20 protein-coding genes are annotated in these 25833 nt (G+C 32.0%); 5 read left to right on the forward strand and 15 right to left on the reverse strand.

The features are described 5' to 3' along the window. Positions 1–27 precede the first annotated feature (27 nt). Positions 28–669 (forward strand): acyl carrier protein phosphodiesterase, encoded by a 642-nt coding sequence (locus ASC36_RS06980; protein WP_055425777.1) that lies wholly within the window; start codon positions 28–30, stop codon positions 667–669. Next, positions 666–1064 carry a thiol-disulfide oxidoreductase DCC family protein gene (locus ASC36_RS06985; protein ID WP_055425778.1) on the forward strand — a complete coding sequence of 133 codons (399 nt, stop codon included), beginning with the start codon at positions 666–668 and terminating at the stop codon, positions 1062–1064. Before ASC36_RS06980 ends, ASC36_RS06985 begins: the two co-directional genes overlap by 4 nt. A gap of 53 nt (positions 1065–1117) precedes the next feature. Here the strand turns inward: ASC36_RS06985 and ASC36_RS06990 are convergent, their stop codons facing one another. The 5 genes from ASC36_RS06990 to ASC36_RS07010 form a co-directional block, all read right to left on the reverse strand. After that, entirely contained in the window at positions 1118–3265 is a 2148-nt protein-coding gene (locus ASC36_RS06990; protein WP_055425779.1) for an endonuclease MutS2, read from the reverse strand. Between the two features lie 219 nt (positions 3266–3484). Then, positions 3485–4858, reverse strand: coding sequence for a dGTP triphosphohydrolase (gene dgt, locus ASC36_RS06995; protein WP_055425780.1), 1374 nt, complete (start codon positions 4856–4858; stop codon positions 3485–3487). 182 nt (positions 4859–5040) lie between these two features. Beyond that, positions 5041–6735, reverse strand: a complete 1695-nt coding sequence (locus tag ASC36_RS07000) for a formate--tetrahydrofolate ligase (RefSeq protein WP_245630756.1) — start codon at positions 6733–6735, stop codon at positions 5041–5043. Between the two features lie 156 nt (positions 6736–6891). Further along, entirely contained in the window at positions 6892–9318 is a 2427-nt protein-coding gene (locus tag ASC36_RS07005; RefSeq protein ID WP_245630757.1) for a TonB-dependent receptor, read from the reverse strand. Continuing rightward, a complete protein-coding gene (locus ASC36_RS07010) occupies positions 9305–10978 on the reverse strand; it encodes a M23 family metallopeptidase (RefSeq protein WP_055425781.1) in 1674 nt (557 codons plus the stop codon). Before ASC36_RS07010 ends, ASC36_RS07005 begins: the two co-directional genes overlap by 14 nt. Before the next feature lie 449 nt (positions 10979–11427). Here ASC36_RS07010 and ASC36_RS07015 point away from each other — a divergent pair, with 449 nt between their 5' ends. After that, the gene (locus ASC36_RS07015; protein ID WP_055425782.1) at positions 11428–11892 is read left to right on the forward strand and encodes an energy transducer TonB; all 465 of its coding nucleotides are present in this window, start codon (positions 11428–11430) and stop codon (positions 11890–11892) included. After that, positions 11879–13198, forward strand: coding sequence for a M28 family metallopeptidase (locus ASC36_RS07020; RefSeq protein ID WP_055425783.1), 1320 nt, complete (start codon positions 11879–11881; stop codon positions 13196–13198). Before ASC36_RS07015 ends, ASC36_RS07020 begins: the two co-directional genes overlap by 14 nt. 71 nt (positions 13199–13269) lie before the next feature. Here the strand turns inward: ASC36_RS07020 and deoD are convergent, their stop codons facing one another. Next, positions 13270–13986 (reverse strand): purine-nucleoside phosphorylase, encoded by a 717-nt coding sequence (gene deoD, locus ASC36_RS07025; protein ID WP_055425784.1) that lies wholly within the window; start codon positions 13984–13986, stop codon positions 13270–13272. Positions 13987–14094: 108 nt separating this feature from the next. After that, entirely contained in the window at positions 14095–15291 is a 1197-nt protein-coding gene (locus ASC36_RS07030; RefSeq protein WP_055425785.1) for an aspartate aminotransferase family protein, read from the reverse strand. Positions 15292–15669: 378 nt separating this feature from the next. On the opposite strand from ASC36_RS07030, the gene ASC36_RS07035 reads away from it, so the two are divergent. After that, complete coding sequence (locus ASC36_RS07035) at positions 15670–17040, forward strand: hydroxymethylglutaryl-CoA synthase family protein (protein ID WP_055425786.1); 1371 nt, start codon at positions 15670–15672, stop codon at positions 17038–17040. A 73-nt stretch (positions 17041–17113) separates the two neighbouring features. Here ASC36_RS07035 and ASC36_RS07040 read toward each other — a convergent pair whose 3' ends face one another. The 8 genes from ASC36_RS07040 to ASC36_RS07075 all read right to left on the reverse strand — a co-directional run bounded on the left by ASC36_RS07040 (position 17114) and on the right by ASC36_RS07075 (position 25655). Further along, positions 17114–18244: a DegT/DnrJ/EryC1/StrS family aminotransferase gene (locus ASC36_RS07040; protein ID WP_055425787.1), complete on the reverse strand. Its 1131-nt coding sequence runs from the start codon at positions 18242–18244 to the stop codon at positions 17114–17116. A gap of 116 nt (positions 18245–18360) precedes the next feature. Then, complete coding sequence (locus ASC36_RS07045; protein ID WP_055425788.1) at positions 18361–19131, reverse strand: FKBP-type peptidyl-prolyl cis-trans isomerase N-terminal domain-containing protein; 771 nt, start codon at positions 19129–19131, stop codon at positions 18361–18363. Positions 19132–19168: 37 nt separating this feature from the next. Further along, positions 19169–19897: an FKBP-type peptidyl-prolyl cis-trans isomerase gene (locus tag ASC36_RS07050; RefSeq protein WP_055425789.1), complete on the reverse strand. Its 729-nt coding sequence runs from the start codon at positions 19895–19897 to the stop codon at positions 19169–19171. A 218-nt stretch (positions 19898–20115) separates the two neighbouring features. Next, positions 20116–20658: a hypothetical protein gene (locus tag ASC36_RS07055; RefSeq protein ID WP_141656223.1), complete on the reverse strand. Its 543-nt coding sequence runs from the start codon at positions 20656–20658 to the stop codon at positions 20116–20118. A gap of 80 nt (positions 20659–20738) precedes the next feature. Continuing rightward, positions 20739–21830: a DNA polymerase III subunit gamma/tau gene (gene dnaX, locus ASC36_RS07060; RefSeq protein ID WP_055425791.1), complete on the reverse strand. Its 1092-nt coding sequence runs from the start codon at positions 21828–21830 to the stop codon at positions 20739–20741. Between the two features lie 41 nt (positions 21831–21871). After that, on the reverse strand, positions 21872–22294 hold the full coding sequence (locus ASC36_RS07065) for a Fur family transcriptional regulator (protein ID WP_055425792.1): 423 nt from the start codon (positions 22292–22294) through the stop codon (positions 21872–21874). Position 22295: 1 nt separating this feature from the next. After that, positions 22296–24059, reverse strand: coding sequence for an arginine--tRNA ligase (gene argS, locus ASC36_RS07070; RefSeq protein WP_055425793.1), 1764 nt, complete (start codon positions 24057–24059; stop codon positions 22296–22298). A 201-nt stretch (positions 24060–24260) separates the two neighbouring features. After that, a complete protein-coding gene (locus tag ASC36_RS07075; protein WP_055425794.1) occupies positions 24261–25655 on the reverse strand; it encodes a PAAR-like protein in 1395 nt (464 codons plus the stop codon). Positions 25656–25833 lie beyond the last annotated feature (178 nt).

A 25833-nucleotide genomic window follows, 5' to 3' on the forward strand; every position in this document is an offset into this window, starting at 1 on the left:
ACTATAAAGAATAATTGATAAAAGTCAATGAACATTGTAGCCCATCAATTGCTATCTTATCAAATTCCTGATATACAATTAGGAAATGTGTTGGGTGAAATTGTTCGGGGAAAGGGTTATCAAAATTATCCTCAATCTATAGCTACCGGCATATTGTTACATAGACATATAGATTCATTCACAGATTCTCATCCAATTGTAAAAGAAACAACAAGTATCTTCCATCAATCTTACGGGAAATTTGCTCCTATAATCACGGATGTTATTTATGATTACTTTTTAATAAAAAATTGGCATCTTTTCTGGGATGAAGATTTTGAACTTTTTAAAAAGTCTTGTTACGATTTGGTTCAATGTACGGAAATTTTGTTTCCCAAAAAATTAGATACCATTTTAAACTCTTTAATTGAGGATGATTGGTTTGAAAAATACAGTACATACGAAGGTATTGAATGGACCTTACATCATCTTACTAAAAAATCTAAATTTAACCAAAGTATTGCGGATATGGGAAATTCAATTAAAGAGATTTATTTGCAGGAAAAAAAAATTGAAAGGCATTTTCTGGAATTTTTCCCACAACTTCAAATTTTTTGTAAAGAATTTATTATCAAGTTAATGCCTGAATATGATATATTAATTCAGCAAAATAACGCACATCGTTTATGAAAACATATATTGTTTTATTTGATGGCATTTGTAATCTTTGTAATTCAACTGTTCAATTTATTATTAAGAGAGATAAAAATAATGTATTTAAATTTTCTTCTCTCCAGTCAGAGTTTGGACAAAATTTTTTAAAAGAAAGAAATCTTTCTTCTACCGATTTCAATTCCATAATTTTATATGAACCAGGAGTTGCCTATTATACTAAAAGTACTGCAATACTAAAAATAGTGCAAAAACTAGGTTTCCCTTATAAGATTTTATCTGTTTTTCTTTTAATCCCTTCTCCTATAAGAGATAGTATATATTCTTTACTTTCTAAAAACCGGTATCACTTATTTGGTAAAAAAGATAGCTGTATGGTTCCTACTCCGGAAAACAAAAAAAAATTTATTTAGCATTTTATATTTTATTATTATTTATTAATTATATTTAGCTTCATAAAAAGCTATTATACCTTTTCAATTTCGTATACCGAAATTTTGGTGGTGAATAGTCCATAATTCAAAAATGCGGTTTCTCCTTCAATCTTATCTATAGTAGCAACACTGGAGCTACCTTTAATTCGAACTCTTTTACCTTCCTTCATCCATTTTTTTGCTTTATCTGCAGTAGTTCTAATTTCCTCTGCTTTAGTTTCTTCCAACTGCTTTTTTATCTCTTGTTTTTTTAATTCTGTCTTTACTTTAGTGCGTTGCTTTTTAGTTTGAATTTTTTCAACTTCAGTTACTTGTGTTTTTTTATATTTTTCTTGTTCAAGGATTTTTGCAAAGTCTTTTATAATATCTCTTTTTTTCTTGCCATTGGAATATGACTCTATATATTTTTCGAATTTTTGTCCTAACTGATTTAATTTGGTTTCCTCATCATACAACTTCTGAAAATTAATCAGTTTCTGTTTGTAATTATTTATGGTATCGGATAGTTGTTTTTTCTTTTCTTCAGAATCATCCATTTGCTTATTTAGATCTCCCTTTAATTTTTCAACTTGATATTTTTCTTGTTGTAAGCGAACAATAGTTTTATCTAAATTGACCTTATCTTTTTCTATTTTTTGCTTGGCAACCTGAATAATCTCTTGAGGAATTTTATTTTTTTCTGCAACTTCAAATGTAAATGAACTTCCAACCTGCCCTATTTCTAACTTGTATATGGGTTGCAAAGTTTTCTCATTAAATAACATAGATGCATTTTTAGTATGGTTCAACTCTTCAATTTTTAATTTGATATTTGTATAATGAGTTGTTATTATTCCGTAAGACTTCTTATGATAAAAATACTCTAAAAATGCTTCGGCTAATGCACCTCCTAATTCCGGATCAGATCCTGTTCCAAATTCATCAATTAGTAATAAAGTTTGGGAATCTGCATGTTTTATGATTTGCTGCATTTTCCTTAGTCGTGAACTATAAGTACTAAGCTGATTTTCAATGGATTGATTATCTCCTATATCGGTAAGTATTTTATTAAAAAAACCTACTTTAGATTTAGGATGTACCGGAATTAATATTCCACTTTGTATCATGAGTTGTAGTAATCCTACTGTTTTTAAAGTAATACTTTTGCCTCCGGCATTCGGTCCTGAAATGCAAATTATCCTAATATCTTTATCTAAAGTAAGTGTCTGAGGAATTGTTGTTTTTTTATCTGTTTTGTTAGTTAAAAATAGTATCGGATGGTAGGCATTAATAAGATTAATTTCTGCTTGATCAGTAATCTCCGGTAGTACTGCATCTAAAGCTTCTGCATATCTTGCTTTAGCCTGTATAAAGTCTAACTTATAAACATAGTGTTGATACTTTTCCAATAATGGATAAAATTCAACCATTTGTTGAGTTAAGTTAAAAAGAATTTTTTGGATTTCATTTTTTTCCTTATTTAATAATTCCAATAATCTTATATTAGGTTGAATCACAGATTCCGGCAAAATAAAACATATGGATCCTGTTTTTGAAAAACCTAATACCCTTCCTTTAACCGATTTTTTGAAGGAAGATTTTACAGCCAAAACTCGTTGATCATCAATAACACTTTCCCTTATTTCATCTAAAATTCCTGTTTGGGTAAAATGGGAAACTGTTTGAGCAAAATTCTCCTGAATGTTTTTTTTTACTATCTGAATATGCTCTCTAATATTTTGTAAGGTAACCGATGCATCATTTTTAATTTCTCCAAAACGATTGAATATTTTATTTACCATCAATACAATCTCTTTCGTGTATTCGATATGAGAGAGATTCTTGTGAAGAGTAGGAAAATAATCCTTAAATTTTTCAAAATGTATGATGAGTGAATTCACTAATTGAGATAAATCTCTGATTTTATGAAATGATTTCGCTTCCAAAGTAAAATTTTCAATGAGAAGCATCTTTAATTCCATTTCAATATCATCGTATTCTCTAAAAGGGATATAATTTTCATTGGAAAAACTTCCTAAGTATTCATTAACACAATTTAAGTCCTCTTTAATTTTTTCTTTTTTAAGCGGTTTAAGCTGAGCTACTAAATTTCTAGATTTATCCGAGTAGCAAAAGGGTATAATTTCTTCAATAATCTTTTGAAATTCTAATTCTTTTAATGTATCTTCTGATATTTGCATATTATCCTATGTAATGTATACACGTATACAAAAATAAGGCTTTTTTCTTCTCCTATATTTACTCTTAGATAAACTTCGTTCAAAATCATGATCAAATAAAGTTTTTAAAAACTATCATTTTCAATCTCATGATAAATATTGGATTAGTATATGTTTCGAATACCAATTAATTATCAATTTGATGGTGGAGAAAAATTCAAATAAATAATTCGTATTAAATCATAAAGTCATGCCTATATCTATTCCTTTAATCTTTCTGTATAAATCCGTTGCGTAATTATCTGTCATTCCCGATACAAAATCTATTATTCCTAATACTTTTTCATAGTCGTTTTCATTTTCATAAAGAAACTGTTTCGGGATAAGTTTCACTGCTTTTTTTTCATATCCCAAACGATTTTTTTCTGATTTTAAAATTGACGGTATAAAATGATCTAATAGTTCATACATTACATTATAACCTGCATTTTCTATTTCAACTACTGATCGGTGATTATAGATATGAGTCTCGGAAAATTCTTTAATGGTTAGAAGTGCTTTACATTCCTGCTGAATTAAGTCATAAATGGAGATTTGCAAAGTACCCTCTACTATTTTTTCAAAATTTTGTTTAAACAGCTCTACTGATCTTGAGATTAATGCACATATGGACACTGCACGTAAAAAAGAAATACGATCATTTTTATCTTTAATACTATCCAACTTTTTTTTTACCCTGCACCATTTATCGTTACCGTGAATTTCTGTAATTATTTGCTGCAAAAGATTTTCGCATGTCTGAGCATTTATAAATCCTAATCGTTGTGCATCTTCCAGATCTATTATGTTATAACAAATATCATCTGCAGCTTCTACGATCCAAACAAACGGATGTCTATAATAACACAAAGGATCTTCTTGTACCAGTTTCATAGATGTTTCATGAGCAATATCCTGAAAAGTTTTTTTTTCGGATTGAAAAAAACCGAATTTTTTTCTTTGTAATAGTTTTTTATCTTTTGCTATAGATTCACATGGATACTTGACAATAGATGTTAAGGTCGAATAAGTAAGCATAGCTCCTCCTTCAGACTTACCGTTTTGTTTTTGAGTGAGTAGGCGTATAGCGTTAGCATTTCCTTCAAAATTTAAAAAATCAGTCCATTGGGCTTTGGAAAACCGATCTTTTAACTGAGATGCATTTCGATGAAAATAACTGGCAATAGCGTCTTCTCCGGAATGTCCAAACGCAGGATTTCCTATATCATGGCATAAACAGGCAGTGGAAATTACGTTATAAAGGCTGTGTCGATATAATTCTTTATTATTTTCTGTTAAATCCGAAGCAAAAGCAGTTGCTATAAAATTCCCTATTTCACTTCCTAAAGACCTTCCTACTGAAGCCACTTCCAATGAATGCGTTAGTCTATTGTGTACAAAAACACTTCCCGGAAGGGGGAAAACCTGCGTTTTATTTTGCAATCTTCTAAACGAAGTAGAAAATATAACTCGATCAAAATCTCTTTGATATTCACTTCTTGCATCTGCATGTTTCTCCGTCGATTTATATTGTATTCCCGTTCGTTTTTCTGAGAACAATTTATTTATGTTCATTATTTTATGTAATGATAATTAATGATAAAAATTAGGTTATGTTTTTGATAAATGTAATTACTTGTTATTCACCGAATCTTTTTGTATAAACTATTTTTATTGCAACAAAATTTATACAATAAAATAAATTGCTCTTTAATTAATTTAATCAGGCGCATAATTAAATGATTTAAAATTTACCTTCAACTGAGACCTTCCACTAAACCATTAACCAAATCTATATGCATAGCCGCCGGATTTTTTGGTAAACCGGGCATACGCATGATATCCCCTGCAATCACAACAATAAATTCAGCTCCTCTATTAATTATAATATCCCTTATTTCCAGATCAAAGTCTCTAACTACTCCATAAGCGGTCGGGTTTGCTGAAAATGAAAATTGTGTCTTTGCGATACAAACCGGGAACTTTCTCATATCGCTATCTTCTAGTTTTTTGAGTTTTTGATTTGCCTGTTTACTAAAAGTTATCGATGATGCTCCGTATGTATTTTTTGCTATTTTTTCTATTTTTAGTTTAAATGAATCCTCATCTTTATAAACAAATTTTAGTTTTTCGGAGGGATTTTTTTCAATAGTCTCCACTACTAATTCAGCCAGATGCACTGCGCCTTTTCCTCCTTCCGCAAAAGCATTATTCATAGCAAAACCTATTTCTCTTTCTTTACAAAATTCTTGTACTAAAGAAATTTCTTTTTCCGTATCAGTTGTAAATTTATTAAAAGCAACTACTACGGTTTGCCCGTATGATTTAATGTTTTCAATATGCTTTTCCAGGTTTTCAAGGCCTTGCTTGATTCCGTTAATATTTTCCTCTTTTATATGAGTTATAGGAACTCCTCCATGCATTTTCAATCCTTGAGCAGTAGCTACCAGTACAGTCAATTTAGGTTGTAATCCCGATTTCCTGCACTTAATATTATAAAACTTTTCAGCGCCTAAATCAGCACCAAAGCCGGCTTCTGTAATCACATAATCTCCATGGCTCATCGCCATTTTAGTTGCTATTACGGAATTACATCCATGAGCTATGTTGGCAAATGGTCCCCCATGTACAAATGCAGCTGTATTTTCAGTAGTTTGTACTAAGTTGGGAAGTAAAGCGTCTTTTAATAAAACCGTTATAGCTCCCGCAATTCCTAAATCTTTCACAGTGAAAATGCTACCATCTGTTTTGTAGCCCAATAAAATATTTTCAATCCTTCTTCGTAAATCTATTATATCTGTTGCTAAACATAGTATAGCCATAATTTCAGAAGCCGGAGTAATATCAAATCCCGATTCCTGAATTACACCGTTGCCATTTTCTCCCAAACCGGTAACTATGTTACGAAGATAACGGTCATTAACATCCAATACTCTTTTCCAAACTACTTCTTTTAATACATCCGATGTGCCTCTGTTTTGATAATTATAATTATCCAGTAAAGCGGTAATCATATTATGCGCTGAGGTTATTGCATGGAAATCTCCGGTAAAATGAAGATTGATATTTTCCATTGGCAGCACTTGGGCGTATCCTCCTCCGGTTGCTCCTCCTTTCATCCCAAAACAGGGTCCTAACGAAGGTTCTCGAAGGGCAACTACTGCTTTTTTACCGATTTTGGTAAGTCCTAGTGCTAAACCTATGGACACTGTTGTTTTTCCTATACCTGCTTTAGTAGGTGTTATGGAGGTTACTAAAATTAAATTAGATTTTTTTATTTTATCTTCTGATTCTAATTCAAGTGGAACTTTTGCGATATATTTTCCATAAGGTATTAATTCTTTTTCCGGAATGGTTATGCTTTGAGCTATTTCGGTAATAGGTTTTAACTTTATCGAACGAGCTATATTTATATCAGAACTTATTGTTTTATATTTATGTTTAGTTTCCATTTTAAAAATTTTAAATACATAATTCCAAATATATACAATTTATACCAATAAACTTTAATTTATGTTTTTTATTCCTTACGGTTATTAAAAGTATGAAATGTATAACAACAGTAAAAAACTGTGAATTATAAGTTGTATTTAAAAATAGATTAATGATTATAATTTTACATTCAATTTAACATTAAAAAATCTTCCGGTGAGTTTATTGGGCACCGCATAATAAGATGTTGAATTTATATCTCTTATCCATTCATTGCTTATAGTATTTCTAACATTAAAAACATTGAATATTTCAAGACCTAAAGATAGTTCCTTAAATCTTTCCCACCCTGTACCGATACGCGCTTTATTCTTTTTTTGATCAACAAAAACATAGGTCAAGCCAACATCGGCTCGTTTATAGTCCGATAAGGTCGTTTGATAATCATAAGGATCCGAATATAAAGGAGCTCCATTGGGAAGACCGGATGCATACACTAAATTCACATTGGCTTTAAATCGAGGATAATTTTTCATATAATCTTGAAAAAATAATCCTACTTTTAATCTAGGATCAGTCGGACGCGGTATATATCCTCTTCCGTCAATATTTTCTTCGGTTTTACCATATGAAACCGATAACCAAGATTCTGCTCCACTTACAAATTCACCATTCAACCGAGCATCTATCCCATAGGCATATCCTTTGGAATTATTTTCTCCCGTATAAATTACCCTAACATTATCCAAAAAGTATGGGATAAGATCATCTAACTTTTTATAATAAATTTCTGTTGTCAATTTAAATGGATGCTTATTTAGCATTTTAAATTCAAAGTCATTACCTAAAATAAAATGTATGGAACGTTGTGATTTTATTTTATCATTGAGGATACCATCCAATCGCATGGCTTCTTTATAAAAAGGAGGTTGATAGTAGAATCCTGTGGCAAAACGAAATAACATATCTATTTTCCAATCTGGCTTTAGAGCGATTTGTGCTCTTGGGCTGAAATTGGTTTCTCCGTTGAAATCCCAATAGGTTGCCCTCACTCCCGCATTAATTAGCACACGCGACGTATTCCACAAAAATTTAGTTGAATATTGCAAATACCCATTAATTCGATTGGACAAAAGCTTATTATTAGCTGAAACATGATGTAATAAAATTAGATCTGATTCGTCTAGATCTCCGGGCGGCAATATAGGTCTTGGTATTGAATATCCTGCTGAATCAATAAGCTGCCATTCGTTTTTAAGATTACGTATATCTTCATGCTGATACTGAAAACCTGCCTCCAATGCGGAATTAATGTTCAGATTGTATTTAGATTTTAACTGTGTTCCAAGAACTAACATATCCAAATTGTTTCTTCCATGGTTAATTTGTCCTCCCGAATTGAAGGAAGGAAGAAAGTCTCCTGTATTGTGATCTGCTTCTTGCAGCATATATCCGGCTGAAATATCAAAATATTCATGCTCTTTGGAATGAAAAGCATATCCATCTAAATTAAAGGCTAAGTTATCTGTCGGTTTAAATTCTAATGATAAAGTTCCGTTAGCTGTTTTATAAGTATCTTTTTCATTTCCATTATAGGCAACGTTTAACTTAATTGGTTGATGTAAGGTTCCAAATTCTACTTCCCTTTTTTTAGGTACCATTTTATACTCATTGGAAGCATAATTTCCTAAAAAAGATAGTTTCCATTTAGGAGCCCATGTATATTGAAGGAAAGTTTGTACATCAAAATATTCCGGATTGAAATCCGTATCTCCATCAAAAGTATTCAAAATAAGATCCGTATTTCTATATCTGGCTCCTAAAATTCCTGAAAATTTATTTTTTTTATCCGCAAAGCCGAAAGTTGTTCCACCGCCTAATAAACTGGCTTCCAATTTAGTTTCAAATTTTTTGGGTTTTCTGTATGCAATATCTAGCACACTGGACATTTTATCACCGTAACGAGATTCAAAACCTCCTGCAGAAAAATTTACCGTAGAAACCATATCCGGATTAATGATGCTCATACCTTCTTGTTGTCCACTTCGAACCGATAACGGTTTATAAATTTCAACCCCATTTATATAAACTAAATTTTCATCATAATTTCCTCCTCTGACTCTGTAAAATGAGCTTAACTCACTGGCTGTACTGACAAAAACTGTATTTAGGATCTCTTCTACTCCTCCGGAAAGAGTCGGAGTATTATCTAAATTTTTCATATCGATTGGATGCATGGTAATATCTGCCGATTTTTTTCGGGCTCCTTTGAATACAATTTCCGGAATCACTTTTTCTTTAATCGTCTTAAGTTTAAAATCAACTACAATATCTTCATCAGTCGTAATAATACTTTTAGAATCTACTGAAAACCCAATATGTTCAACGGTTAAGATAATAGATGTATGGGAAGGTACCTGCAATCGATAATTTCCTTTTATATCGGAAGTTGAAAATTGGTCAGATTTTACATAAACATGGGCCCCTTTTAAAGGATTTCCTTGTTCATCTTCTACTTTTCCTGAAATATTTATGGCCTGCCCCCATACGGTAAAAGAGACCGTCCATAAGACTAAAAATGATAGAATTTTATAATTTTTCAAAGTCGCTCGTATATATCTTTTTATTATTTACTTTATCGGTAACTATAACTTCCACTTGATGTTTTCCTGCTCGAATGCCTTCTTTCTCTAAATTGGAAATAAAAAGGCTGTTTTGCTTATACTCGTATTCTGCGAGTATCCATTTTCCATCAATAAAAACATCATATGTGTTTATTCCCGACCCTGTGTCCTTTATTTTAAACACTAATTTATTTCCAATTTTTTTTGATTTTGAAAGCATGGGACAACTAATTGAAGGAACTGATTCATCTAATGCTAGATAAAATTTACCAAAATCTTTGGGATTTGCTTTATATGTACCGCTTTCGTAGGAAGTATCTAAATATTCCTTTTTTAAGGGACCAAAATTAGATTCTCTAATAATTACATATTTGTCCGCTTTAGATTTATCCAAGTTGCTCCAATCAGGAGTTATAATCATTTCGTATTTTTTGTGTATAGGGACTGAAGATTTATGAACTTGATATTCATTATTTCCCATTTTTTTGTAATTAAAAATAAAATCTTCATAAAAAGAATCTTTCTCAAAGTTTATAAACAATCCGTCCTGTTTAAAAATATAGGGACTCTTAAAATTAACCACTAATTTATCGTTTTCTATTTTCGATTTACCATCTTCATCCGGGTTTTTATAAGCCACACCATTCATAGTAAAACTTCGGGTGGTTACATTCCCGGCATAATCTCCTACTTCTATTTTTACTTTATAAGTTTTTCCTGCCTCGACTTTTACTATCCCTCTATTTACTTTTTGTTCATACATTTGCAAAGTATTACCCGGTAATAAATAGGTACGGTATATCCAATTATTATGAGCTATTAACTCAGGATAATCCACACTCGCATTGATATAACGCGTTTCACTAAAGGAATGCTTATCCGCTTGAAAAGTCGATAATAAATTATCATTAACAAAGATTTTTATAAAATAAATTCCATTTAAATTTTGGGATCCACCCTGTTGATCATATGCTTTTACACCAAAACCTACTTCTCCGGACACAGTATAATTTCCACCTTCTGAGGCTACAACTTTACTGGCACTTCCATTCACCGTTCCTTTGATGGGATAAATCCAGGAACCTCTCAGCATAGGTTTTATATGATCATTAACATCATATCCGAACAAAAATGGATTTAAAATTTCTTCTGTTTGCGTATCTCGAACTTCAAAATGTAAGTGTGGCCCTCCTGAACCTCCGGTATTTCCTGAAAGTGCTATAACTTCTCCTTTTTTAACCGGAATTTCTCCCGGTTTCAGATAAAAATCGACAGAATAGTTTTTATTTTTATATTGTTCTTTACGTGCTCTTTCTTCAATTGCACCTTTCAATTCGCTTAGATGACCATATACAGTAGTGTATCCATTAGGATGATCTATATATATTGCTTTGCCGTATCCATAGGCTGAAATATTAATTCTAGAAATATAACCCTCTTGAGCAGCCAACACTGACAAACCTGATCTTTGCTGGGTTTTCATATCCAAACCGGAATGAAAATGATTTTTTCTTAATTCTCCATAATTAGCAGATAAAGAAATTGATATAGTTAAAGGAGACACAAAATCTTTAGGATAACGTTGTGCTTGGGATAAGATCGTGAATAATAGGGCTGCTGTTACTGCTATTTTTTTCATGAGAATTTTCAAATAAATATCTTTACTGTGTATAATTATCGTCAAAAAATTTAATCTTTCTCAAAATTAAGAATTTCATTTTTATTTAGATTCTTTTAACACTTAATTCAGTTAAATTTTGTTTTTGAAATTCTTTATATTAATGAGCTTAATCCGTACATTTTATAATATACCATTTAACGTTAATGCTTAGATTGGTTTTGATTGGGATGGCTATTATGAATGTAATGATGTAGATGGGGCATGCTTTATGTAAAGTATCAAAATACATTAAAATATACGATTGAAATAGTACGTTAAATCTTTATATTTGATGGTAATTCCCTTTCCATATTGTAAACTACCTTTTAATTTGTAATTAAAAATAAATAGTTACATATTTGAAAAATATTATTAATTTACCTCGTATACTTATTTAATACATATAAATTTTAACTAAACTACCAATTATGTTGAGAAAAACCATACACACATTCATATCTTATTTAACTGTTATATTACTTATCAATAGTCTTAATGCTCAGGAATTTAAAAAAGCTTCTCACACAAATAAAATATATGAGCCGAGTCAAGTCCGTATAAAAGGAGAATATGAAGGCGGTAAACAACAATTATTTAAAATTTTATCCTCTAATCTTGAATACCCAACCAAAGCATTACAAAACCATATACAAGGGAAAGTAATTGTAAAATTTATTATTGAGAAAAACGGCACAATTACTAATTTTGAAATCTTAAAAGATATAGGATACCAATGTGCTGATGAAATTATTCGGGTTTTAAAGAAGACTCAAGCCAGATGGAATTCGGCTAAAATAAATAAAAAGCGTGTACGGTCTTATTATATTTTACAAGTTAATTTTAAAATACCATCAGATCAATCAAAACCATATATTCAAGATGATAATAACTAACTTAAGATTTATAAACTGTTATACAATTTTAATTCTTTTTCTGTTTAATTTTTCTAAAGCGCAAACTTCTAAAGTTTATGCGGAACAGGTCATTAAAAAATTAACTTCTTCTGAATTTGCCGGCCGAGGCTATGTAGAAGATGGGATGGAAAAAACATCGAGAGAAATTGCTTCTCAGTTTGAAAAAATAGGATTATTAAAGTTCCATAATTCTTATTTCCAACCTTTTACCTATTCAATTAATATTATCGAAAAAAGTTTTGTATCTATTAATGGTAAAGAACTGAAACTAGGAACTGACTATTTAGTGGGCGCCGGCTCTCCTTCATTACAAGGAACATTTTCTCCTGTTGTTTTTAATACTTCAGTAATTGATAGTTTATTTGAATGGAATGATCGTTCTTATTTTGATAAGGAATTGGAAAAAATAAATACACATTCTGTGGTTTTTCCCAATAAAATATTCTCGGATAATATGATCATACAGGATGAATCAGCGAATCAACTATACCGTGATGTACCTCAAATTATATCTAATGGAGATTTAGGAATTTCAACCCCACTGGTAATACAGCAAACTACTTCAAAATTTATACATTCGTTGAGCCCTATACAAACTAAAACCGTTAATTTATTTATCAATGATCAATCACTAACTGACACTATTAAATCCATATCTTTAGATATAAAAACTCATTTTGAACCTAATTTTGAAGCTAATAATATCGTAGGATATATAAAAGGTAAGCGTTCAGATAGTCTTATCGTATTAACAGCTCATTATGATCATTTGGGTAAAATTAATGATGTTGTATTTTCCGGTGCTAATGATAATGCCAGTGGGATAGCCCTATTACTTTCAATGGCTAAAGTGTTTGAAAAAAATAAGCCTAATTTTGACATAGTGTTTATTGCTTTTGCCGGAGAGGAAGCAGGATTAAAAGGTTCGAAATATTTTGTAGATCATCCCCTGTTTGATTTAAAGAAAATTAAATTTTTGCTGAATTTTGATATGGTAGGTACCGGCGAAGAAGGTATACAAGTAGTAAATGGTAAAGAATTTTATAAGCAATTCAATAAACTTGATTATATAAGCTATATGTATAATTATTTAAAGCAGGTGAAAATCAGAGGAAGTGCATGCAATAGCGATCATTGTCCTTTTTATGAAAAAGGGGTTCCTTCTTTTTATATTTATACCTTAGGTGGAAAAAGCGGATATCATGATATATACGATACAGAAGTTTCCTTATATGCCTTCGATAAGTTGGTTGCCCTGCTTACTAAATTTATAAATGTTTTGTAATAGAATATCTATACGCAATAAAAAAGGCAAGAATAGGTTATACTTGCCTTTTTTTATAATTATCTGAAAATTTATTGAAAACCTATAGCTGATTCCAGAGCAAGTATCATCATTGTATCAAAAGATGATTGTCTTTCTTTTGCTGATATATTTTCTTGAGTAATGAAAGAATCAGAGATTGTTAATAAACAAGCTGCATTCTTACCTAAAACTTGTGCATTATGAAATAAAGCAAAACTTTCCATTTCTACACAAGTACAACCATGATCTTGCACCAATTTTTTATAATCAGTTCCTCCTTTCACATAAAAAACATCACTAGAATGTATGCATGCTTCGTGAATTGAAATGTTTAATTCTAGTGCTTTTTTTGAGATGTATGAATTTAATTTTTCAGAAGGGTAGGATTTATCTTTCTCGTATCCCGACTGTACTTTTGCGTAGGAGGATTCGCTATACGCACTATTTCCCAGTACAACGTCATATATCTTAATATTTTCTACATATGATCCTGCTGATCCGATTCGTATTATAGTATCTACTCCATAATGAGAGAATAATTCGTATGAATAAATACCTATACTGGGCATCCCCATACCGGAACCCATAATGGATATTTTTTTTCCTTTATAATGCCCGGTGTATCCTAACATGTTTCTAACAGAATTAAATTGTATTGGATTTTCTAAATATTTATCTACTATATATTTTGCCCTTAAAGGATCTCCGGGCATCAATACCGTTTTCGCAATTTCTCCAAATTCTGCTTGAATGTGTGCAGTTGCCATATTTTTTAATTTTAGTTGTTAAGTAATAGTAAAGGAATACTCTCTTTACTTGAAAAGGTTTTGTTTAAATGAAACCTAGAATTTATCCTAATTTAATATTATTCGAATTTAAATTTCTTTAGCTACTTCATTGATTGATTCTAAAATAATATCACACCCTTTTATAATCTCTTCAGGAGTGATGGTTAAAGGGGGGGAAATTCTTAAAAATTCATTCCTGTATAATTGCCAAAAAACGATTAAACCTTTGTTCATACATCTTTCAGCAACTTTTAAACTAAATTCAGGAGATCTTAATTGTACAGCCAACATTAATCCCCTTCCATTAATGGATATGATTTCCTTATGATTTAATTTTTCTCTGTATAACTTTTCTTTACTGTGAACTTGAACCATTAAATCCGTAGTTAATAATTCCTCCATAACCGCACAAGCTGCTGCTGCCGGTATGGGATTACCGCCAAATGTAGTAACATGGCCCAATTTAGGATGATCTGCTAAAGTATTCATTATTTCTGCAGAAGCCGTAAATGCACCTATTGGGATTCCTCCGGCCATACCTTTTCCCATTGCCAAAATATCGGGAACTATATCATACCATTGAAAAGCAAATAATTTACCTGTTCTTCCAAACCCTGGTTGTATCTCATCTAAAATTAATAAAGCCCCTACTTCTTCGCATCTGTTTTTTAATTTTTTCAGGTAATTGTCTTCAGGAACTATAAATCCTGCCGCACCTTGAATTGTTTCTACTACTACTCCTGCAGTTTTTTCTGTTATTTTAGCTAAATCTTTTTCTTGATTAAAATGTATAAATTTAATTTGAGGCAATAAAGGCTCAAACGGTTTTTTATTGGTATCTCTCCCGGCTAAACTCAATGAACCTTGTGAGTTTCCATGGTAAGCATCTACAAATGATATGATTTCTTGTCTTCCTGTATATCTTTTAGCTAATTTCATGGAAGCTTCAATAGCTTCTGTTCCGGAATTTACCAAATAAGTGGTATGAAGCGGATCCGGTAAATTTTCCGATAACATTTTACATATTTGTACCGGCTTTTCCATCGCATATTCCCCGTATACCATTACATGTAAGTATTTATCCGCTTGATCTTTAATTGCTTGTACCACTTTAGGATGGGAATGACCTAAAGTATTAGCAGAAACTCCGGCTACAAAGTCTAAGTACGCTCTGCCATCTTTACCGTAAATATAATTCCCAACTGCTTTATCTACTTCAAAACCTGAAGCAAAAAAAGTTGTTTTAGCCTGATATTTAAAAAATTCCTCTTTTAATTTACCCATTATTCATAGATTTTCACAAGCAAAAATACGGAATATATTGCAGCCTGGGAAAGGTAATGATCTAATAAATTATCTTCTAAAATTTTTGTTTGCTACACATATATTGGACAAAAGTTATATGATATATAACTTTTAATCATTCAACTTTAAAATTCTTCAAATTGTCATTTTTTGCTCTATTATTTTTATACATTTGAATTTAGCCACAAGTAAAATATTATCTATAGATAATTTATAAGGACATTTTGAAAATATACATCTTTTAAATTCACCACTTAGTATTGATAAACTCTTTTTTAATTCTCAGATTTATTAAACTTTATACCCCCCCTTTAATAAATTTATATTTACTATTTTTGTGAAGAATTTATTAATATTATGAATTATGATGTAAAAGTGGGTATTGATGCATTCTCTTTTGATATCCCAAAAATATACTTGCCTATAAAAGATTTAGCAATTGCTAGAGACATTGAACCGGCAAAGCTTGAAAAAGGATTAGGTTTACGTAAGATGTCTCTTCCGGATGTTCATCAAGACGTAATTGTTTTTGCAGCTAATGCTCTAAAAAAATTACTGGAACAAGAAAGATTGCGACCTGAAGAAATTTGCCGCATTTATGTAGGTACAGAAAGCGGTATCGACTCATCCAAACCCATCGGATCTTTTCTGATATCATTAATGGAGGATCTTTATGGCGAAGGTTCTTTTGAGCATTGTGATGTGGTTGATCTTACTTTTGCTTGTATTGGTGGGGTAGATGCCTTACATAATTCATTAGACTATATTCGAGTTAATCCTGACAAAAAAGCAATTGTCATTGGTACTGACTATGCAAAATACGACTTGAATTCAACAGGTGAATATACACAAGGAGCAGGTGCTGTTGCCTTATTATTGTCTGCTAATCCTAAAATAATTTCAATCAGTAATAAAATCGGAATTAGTACTCAAGGTGTTTTTGATTTTTTTAAGCCTAAAAGAAGTTTATCCAAAAAAGAAGTAACTGAAAAAGATACCAATCCAATTTGGTTTGGAATTGAGGAAAATGAGATTGATCTTTTTAAGGAACAACCTGTATTTGATGGTCAGTATTCAAACATGTGTTACCAAAATAGATTAAAAGGGGCTTATTTCCATCTTAAAAAATTATTAAGTGTTGAAACAACCCTTTATCAACAGTGGAAAAATATTATTGTACATTCTCCTTATTCATTTCAAGGAAGAAGAATGTTTTCTGAAATATATGCTTTAGATTCGGATTTAAAAGAATCTTTACCTACACAAGAAAAGGAGTATGCAGATAAAATTAAGGAAATAGGAAAAACTGAGGAATACCAATCTTTTGTAAAGGAAAAGTTTGCTCCCGCTGAAGTTGCTTCTTCCCATATAGGTAACATGTATACAGGATCTATATTTATGGGATTATTATCTACCTTATCTTATCATGTAAAAAATAATACCGAGATAACCGGAGAAAAGTTTGGTTTTTTAGCTTATGGAAGTGGTTCTAAATCGAAAGCATTTGAAGGTATAGTTGAAAAAGATTGGAAAACACAGTCTGAAAAGCTTCGATTATTTGAAACGTTAGATAATACTTATGCAATTGATATGGATACGTATCATTCTTTATATAAAAAAGAATTGAAGAAATCTGTTCTTACACCTAAAAACGAATATATTTTGGAAAGAATTGAAAATGAAAATCCTGTATTAATAGGAGCTAGATATTATAAGTTTAAAAAATAAAAACATCACTTTAATAATATAAAAGCCTGAAATATTTTCAGGCTTTTTCTTTTATAGGTTTCTCTATTTATTCTTATTTAAAAAAGTTTAAAACAGTATCGGTTATAAATTTAAGCTGATCTTCTTCTAACTCCGTATGCATAGGCAAAGAAATTACTTCATCAATGAGCTTATTGGTTACCGGGAAATCTTCATCATTATAATTTCCATTATCATAAGCTTTTTGTTTTCTTAATGGAACAGGATAGTAAATCATTGCAGGAATTTCTCTTTTTGAAAGATATTGTTGTAAAGAATTCCTATCCGAATTGATCACCTTTAAGGTATATTGATGAAACACATGAGTAGAATATATTTCCATTCTCACCGGAATAACTAAATTAGGATGATCGGAAAAAGCTCTATCATAATAATTAGCAGCTTTTATCCTCTTTTCATTATAAGAATCCAATAAAGGTAATTTTGTATTTAGGACTACAGCTTGCAAACTATCCAATCGTGAATTTACTCCTATTTCATCATGGTAATATCTTTTGTACATTCCATGATTAACAATTCCTCTTATTTTATGCGCCAGCTCATCATCATCAGTAAAAAGTGCCCCTCCATCACCATAACAGCCCAAATTTTTAGAAGGAAAAAATGAAGTTGTTCCTATGATTCCCATGGTTCCGGATTTTTTACAAGTTCCGTTTTTAAATGTATACTCTGCACCTATTGCTTGAGCATTATCTTCAATAACATATAAGTTATGTTCATTAGCAATCTGCAAAATTTCCTCCATATTTGCACACTGTCCGAATAAATGAACCGGAATAATAGCTTTAGTACGGGGAGTAATAGCTTTCCTAATTGCTTCCGGACTTATAGTAAATGTGTCATAATCAACATCTACTAATACAGAATTTAATTTTAATAAACTGATTACTTCAACGGTTGCTGCAAAAGTAAAATCAGAGGTGATAACTTCATCTCCGGGTTGTAAATCCAAAGCCATTAAAGCTATTTGAAGCGCTTCTGTACCATTCCCACATGGGATTACATGCTTTACATCTAAATATTTTTCTAAATTTTGTGCAAATAAATTTACTTGTGGACCGTTAATAAAAGAAGCGGTGCTTAATACTTCTTCAAATCCTTTGTCTATAGTAGGTTTTATATGCTGATATTGGCTGATTAAATCCACCATTTGAATTTTCTTCATGCGTAAAATTTTGAACACAAATTTACTAAATGAATTTGTAATGCCGCTTTTATAAAAAGAAAAACCCTTATTAAAAATAAGAGTTTTCTATAATACGTATTATTTTAAACAATATTTTACTTTTGTTGTGGTTTGGATTGGTTTTTTAATTGCTCTAATTGTTCAGGAGTCAACTGCATGGGTGCTTCATTTTTTCCATCTTTAGGCATAGGTTTAAAATCTACCAATTCCACTTCAAATATTAAAGCCTGATTAGGACCTGCCGGTCCATTTTCTCCATACGCTAACTCTGAAGGCACATATAATATATATTTAGCACCTTTGGACATGAGTTTAACCCCTTCTTTCCACCCGGGTACAACTCTTGCTAAAGGAATATCGGCAGGTTTACCTTCAGTTTGTTTTTTAGAATCTTCAACAATAGAACCATCTGTAGTTTTCAACACATAATTAACGGAGACCATATCTTCATCTGTTGGCTTAGCTCCATTTCCTTCTTTTTCAACTTTATATTGTAGACCTGTAGCTGTAGTTTTAACGCCTTCTTTCTTTTTATTTTCTTCTAAGAATTTTTTGCTTTCTTCTGCGTTTCTTTTAGCTATTTTTTCCACATGTTTTGGAACATAAACAGTCATAAAAGATTGTATGGAATCTTCAGAAAATAATAATTGTTTATTTTCAAATTTATCTTCCATCGCTTGTTTAATAATATTTACATTTAAATCTTTATCAAATCCCTGAATTTTAAAATTACGAGCTAAATCTAGGCCGATTGCGTATGCTGCTTTTTCATCATCGGTATTTAATTTAGTAACTCTTTGTCCTTCTTTATTACATGCAACAAGACTCATACCTGCTAATGCTAGTAAAATCGTTTTCTTTATCATTGTGTTAAATAGTTAAATATTTTTTTATTGGCAATTTTTATTCAGTTTTAGTTTCATTCTTATTAGTAAAATCTACTAATTCTATATCAAATATTAATACTGAGTTAGGACCTATATCCATACCGGCTCCATTTTCTCCATAAGCAAGATCTGAAGGAATAAAAAATCTGTATTTTGATCCTTTATTCATGAGAGCTACTCCTTCTGTCCAACCTTTAATAACCCTATTTAATTGAAATTCTATAGGATTTCCTGAATTATTCTTATCCGTTGAATCAAATATTTTCCCGTCTAAAAGTTTACCGGTATATTTAACCTTTACCATATCATCAGGATTAGGCTTTTCAGTAGATTTACTTTTTTCTAAAACCTCATATTGTAAGCCTGAGGCAGTAGTAAATACTCCTTTTTTCTTTTTATTTTTTTCTAAAAAAGCTAAGCCTTGGGTTTTATTTATTTCACCTTTTTCTTTTCTTTTCTTTTCAAATTCTTGTCTCTTTTTTGAAAAATATTTTTGCATAAAGGAATTTATAGAATCTATAGGAAATACAGCTGGTTTACCGGCTATTTCATCCCTCAATGCCTGATTAAATATATTTACATCTACATCTTTTAGCATATCCTGTTGTTTTAAATTCTGAGCAATGTTTAATGCTAAAGAATACGACAACTTTTCTTTATCTGTTTTTAATTCAATTTTATTTTGCGCAGAAAGTGATAATGAGCATGCTACACATAAAACTGCAATTATTTTATTTCTTTTCATCCGTTTATAATTTAATATTTTATAATCTTGACCGTCTTAATTTTATACTGAAAATCATAACAATTAAAGTATTCAAATTAAACACCATGCAAATATCCGATAATTTATTGAAACACGAATATAAATTTTAGTTAATATTCTACCAAAAAGAATTAATTCTATTTCGAATAGTGATGAACCTATTAATAATTAATTTTCATTATACTTTATCAGTAATCTTAAAAATCTAATCGAAAATCATTCCTTAATTTTTTCAATAAGGGATTTTCTTTAACCATTTTTTCATATTTATCCTTATCAGTTAAAAGAATAGTTCTTTCAGTTTCCTTAATTTGATATTTAAAATTGATTGAATAATTGTTGGCTTCCTTTTTTAACTTTTGAAATATATCTTCTCTTAAATTTTCAAATTCATCATAAGCTGAATTTGAAGGAAATTCAAAAAAAATTGTATGATTAGGCTTAACAGTGCATTGAGTCGTATTTAAAACACTATACAAAACTGGCTGATTTTTTAATGTTTCCAAATAAGCTTTCCAAAAACTATTTACTTGATCTTCTGTTAAATCGTCTTTATCTTTTTTAGAAATATCTAAATTAGTAACCGTTTCTTCTTTTTGTGAAGCTTTATGAAGTGATTCTTTAATTGAAAGAAACGAAATGTTTTTAGTTTGATTACCAAGGGGAGTTGTACTTTTAACTATCGGTTTTGTCGTTAATTTTTCAACCACCGTCACTTTAGTTTTATCAACTATTTTCACCTGTTTTTCGTCCTCATTTTTTTTGAGTGATGGAGGTAATTTACTATCCTGATTGGTTTGATAGTGATTGGGAGGGGGTATTATCCTGAATTTTTTTTTTTAATTATATTAGACTCTCCTACTGTTAAAGAAGCTAGTTGCATTAAGGCTATCTCAATAGAAAGCTTAGGACTTTTACTATTCCTGAAATTTATATCTGCCTGGTGGCAAATTTCAATTGCATCTATCAACATTCTTGATGAACAACTTTGCGCTTGTTGTAAATATTTTTGTTTGGTATTAACTCCTACTTCTAACAGGGCGATAGTTTGAGGATTCTGAGCTACCATTAAGTCTCTAAAATGACTTCCTAAACCTGAAATAAAGAGTTGAGGATCGAAACCTTTTTTTACAATATCATGGAATATTAATAGTAATCCGGGAATATCATTTTTTAAAGATAAATCTGTTATTTTGAAATAATAATCATAATCGAGAACACTTAGATTTTCGCTAACTGCTGCAACTGTTAAGTTTTTTTGAGTAAAAGTAACCAGCCTGTCAAATATAGAAAGGGCATCCCGTAATCCCCCATCTGCTTTTTGGGCAATAATATAAATAGCATCTTCTTCGTATTGAATGCCTTCTTCTTCAGCTATTTTTTTTAACTGATCTTTTATATCGTCAATTTCAATTCTCTTGAAATCATAAATCTGACATCTTGAAAGTATAGTAGGTATAATCTTTTGTTTTTCAGTAGTTGCCAAAATAAATATAGCATGTGCCGGTGGCTCTTCCAAAGTTTTCAAAAAAGCGTTAAAAGCCGCATTAGACAACATATGTACCTCATCGATAATATATACTTTGTATTTTCCTACTTGAGGTGCGTATCGCACTTGCTCTATCAAATTACGTATATCTTCTACGGAATTATTGGAGGCTGCATCTAACTCAAATATATTAAATGCGAAATCATGCTCATCGGTATCTCCATATTTTTCATTAATTTTTCTTGCTAAAATACGGGCACACGTAGTTTTTCCTACCCCCCTGGGTCCACAGAAAAGCAATGCCTGAGCTAATTGATTATTATCTATAGCATGTTCCAGAGTATGGGTTATGTGACTTTGCCCTACTACAGCATCAAATTCCAGAGGTCTGTATTTTCGGGCTGAAACTACAAAGTTTTTCATGAGTTTACAAAGTTACTAATTTTCTCTTTCCTTTGTTCATTTTAGTTAAGATTCTCTGTACATCCGTTACACAATCCGTGAATAATAATATCTAATTTTTCAGCATTAAATCCGGAAGGAATATTTATGTTAGGCGTTTTTACCGAACGCATACAGTATATTTTTTTACAATTTTTGCAACAAAAATGCATATGACTGTCTGCATGTTGCTCCTCTGAACAGTTATCCATGCATAAGGCATATACGGTAATGTGTCCATCGTTTATACTGTGCAATAATCCTTTCTTTTCAAAGGTTTTTAAAGTTCTGAACAGAGTAGCTCGGTTTGAATAATCAAAACCCGATTCCAAATCCGATAAGGATAAAGCAGTGCTTTGTTTAAGAAAATAATCTAAAACTAATAATCGCATTGCTGTAGGGGTTATATCTTTTTGCTTTAATATATTTTCTAAATACAGCGACATCTTACATTCTTTTCGGTGCCCCTATACCCAGCAAATGTAAACCATGCTTAATCACATTGCCCGTCCACCGGGTTATTGCAAGGCGTATGGTTTGTTCTGATTCATTTTCGGCATTCAAGATCCGGTTACTCTGATAAAAAGAATTATATTCTTTTGAAACATTGTAAATATAGTTGGCTATCAAAGCCGGATTCAACTCTGCAGCGGATTTTTCAATGAGTTCTTCGTATGAGGATAATAAAATAATTAATTTTTGTTCTGCTTTATTTAATTCTTTATCTTTTATTTCAAAAGTTTGCTTCGCTGCTTTTCTTAACACGGAGCAAGTTCTTGCATAAGTATATTGAATAAACGGACCGGTGTTCCCATTAAACTCTATACTTTCATTGGGATCAAACAAGATTCTTTTCTTAGGATCAACTTTTAAAATAAAATATTTTAACGCGCCCAATCCTATAAGCTCATTCACTTGTTCTTTTTCTTTTTCGGTATAGCCTTCCAATTTTCCAAGTTCTTCGGTTTTTTTTACAGCTTCCCTGTACATTTCTTCCATTAACTCATCTGCATCTACCACGGTTCCTTCCCTGGATTTCATTTTTCCACTTGGTAAATCTACCATTCCGTAAGAGAGATGATATAATTTATCTGCCCAATGGTATCCTAATTTTTTTAAGATGAGAAACAATACCTGAAAATGATAGTCTTGTTCATTTCCTACTGTATAGATTAATTCATTTAAATGAAAACGAGTAAATCTTTCTACGGCGGTGCCTAAATCCTGTGTTATATAAACAGAAGTTCCATCTCCTCTCAATAATAATTTTTGATCTAAACCCTCTTCTGCTAAATCAGCCCAAACGGACCCGTCATCTTTTTTGAATAACACCCCCTTTTTTAAACCTTCCTCAATAACATCTTTCCCCAACAAATAGGTATCACTTTCATATTGAACTAAATCAAAAGAAACTCCAAGTCTCTGATAAGTTTTATCAAAACCGGAATAAACCCAACTATTCATCTCTTCCCATAGAGCTCTTATATCAGCATCTCCGGCTTCCCACTTTTTCAACATTTCTTGAGCTTCCAACAGCATCGGTGCTTTTTTCTTGGCTTCCTCTGCATCCATCCCGGAAGAAATTAAAGCATGGACCTCCTCTTTGTATTTTTGGTCAAAAATAACATAATATTTTCCTACCAAATGATCTCCTTTTATTCCTGTTGAGCGGGGGGTTTCTCCCTTCCCATATTTTTGCCAAGCCAGCATGGACTTACAAATATGGATTCCTCTATCATTAATAATCTGACCTCTCATTACCTCATTTCCTGCAGCTCTAAGGATGTTACTTATAGAAAATCCTAATAAATTATTTCTAATGTGTCCTAAATGGATCGGTTTATTCGTATTCGGGGAGGAATACTCTACCATAATTTTTTCTGTATTCTTTTTATTAAGTTGAAAATCTTCAACCTTATGCTTTTCTTTTAATAATTGTGTAAAGACGGTCGGATTTAAAGACAGATTAAGAAAACCTTTAACTACATTATATGCCGTAAACTCCTCTATATTGGTCAAATAGGTTCCTATTTTATGGGCAATTTCCTCCGGCTTTTGCTTCACTAGTTTAACCAAGGGAAAAACCATTAAAGTATAATCTCCTTCAAATTCATCTTTGGTTATTTGTATTTCAACATCTTTTATGCTTTGTTGAAATAGGTTCTCGATGGCTTGTATACTTTTTTCTTTTATATAAGATTTTAGATTCATTATTTTAAGTTACTAGTGAATTTACAAATTTAAGGATTTCCTATAAAAGTATGACTCTTTTTAGATCCAACCATCTAAACGTTCTTAAAAAAATCAATTCCTTAGATAATGCCATTGAAAATAAAATTACAGACTTATTCCGGTTCAAAATGGTTTATAAATTTTTATACCTTTTATTTAATATATATACCCACCCTAGCTTTATATCGCTTCCCACCATTTTTTAGTTTTTTCGATGTCGGCTGACTTTACGGAAGACATTTTTCTGCTGCTGTACACCGGATTTCCTGTTCCCATTCGCTTTTGCATTTGTTCCAATCCTTGAATTAAATCTCCAATCATATGCCCGTCTAACAAAGAACTGTTCTGAGGTACCTCTATACGTTGTACTCCCTGTTGGCGAGGCATTCCTCCGGTTAGTATTCCCCAGATTCCTGCAAAAAACAACATCTCGCTGCTGACCGCGCCTAAAGTTCCTCCCAGAACGGCTCCCGGTACGCCTGCTACTACCGTTCCGAACCCTACTCCCATTACCGGAAGCGCCGGGGCTATTAATACGGCTCCGGACAAGACCGCCTCCCGATTATCCTGAAAAGCATTTAACGGATCTTTGCTTCCTACATAGGCCTGCACATGTTCGATGTTTTTACTGATTCCGTTTCTTTCGTAAGTACTCTCATGCACGGCAGCGGCATTATAGGTATAGGTGGGATACCCCGTTGCCGAACCGGCTAGGGTTGCCAACCCTCCTCCCAGAGAATGTCCCGTTATGCTGACATCTCCGGTAATAATTCCTTTCTTCTTTGCCTTTTGTACCTCTTTGGCTAATGCTACCGCTGCGTCGTATTGGTCGGAGCTGATGCCCATCGCCTGCGCCACATCTTCTTTTACATCTTGGATACCTGCGCCCAAGTCCGTACCCCGGTAGGCCACCACCACATTTCCCTCTTGGTCTTCGTACAGAGTTGCATAAAAACCGTTATCTCCATCTTGATCTAAAAATTTTTCCCAATCATCTTTTAATATCTCCTCTGCTCTTTCCGCGCTCACCGGAGCAAATCCGTCAATTTCCGAATTATTTTCCGAAATGTCATAATCCACTTTCGTATAAACCCCTTGTGCCAAACGGGCGTGGGTTAGGGCCACCTTGATATTGGGCATAACTATATGAATGTTTCCGCCCATCGGGCAGCGTAATTGCGATTTTTCCATCAAGGCATGTTGGCCGCAAATGCGCACATTGGGGTGAACTCCCTCCCAACGAGAAGAGGCACATAAGGATGAGCATAAGCCCGGAAGCAAACGGGTTGAGCCATTACCCGACAAACTGCCGATAAATCTCCCGGCAAAATACCCCACCCATGCTCCTACCGGCCCGCCTAAGGCTCCCACTGCCGCACCCACCATACCGCTTAGAGCAGAAGAGCCGCTTACCATTTTCGGACATTGAAAATCTCCCCTAAACCGATCGTTTTTCGTGGCTTGTAATTTCCCGTTTATTCGTACACTCGTTTGGGAGATGACCCGGATATTCGTGTTTTTTTTTCCTTCCGTACAGACTACCATGGCTCCGTTGGGTACATACAGTTCTATCATACCTTTAATTTTTTAAGGGTTGACCCGTTATGGTTTTTCCTGCTGACAAGGAATCTTGTACTCTTTGATAATACTTTTTACTGTCTTCCATGCCCGGTAATTCTCTGATCTCAAGGGGAAGCTCTTGGTATCTTGCGATTTCATTTTCCATGCCTTTTTTTGTTTGTTCGGTAACCGG

This window comes from Apibacter mensalis, from assembly GCF_001418685.1.
Lineage (GTDB): Bacteria > Bacteroidota > Bacteroidia > Flavobacteriales > Weeksellaceae > Apibacter > Apibacter mensalis.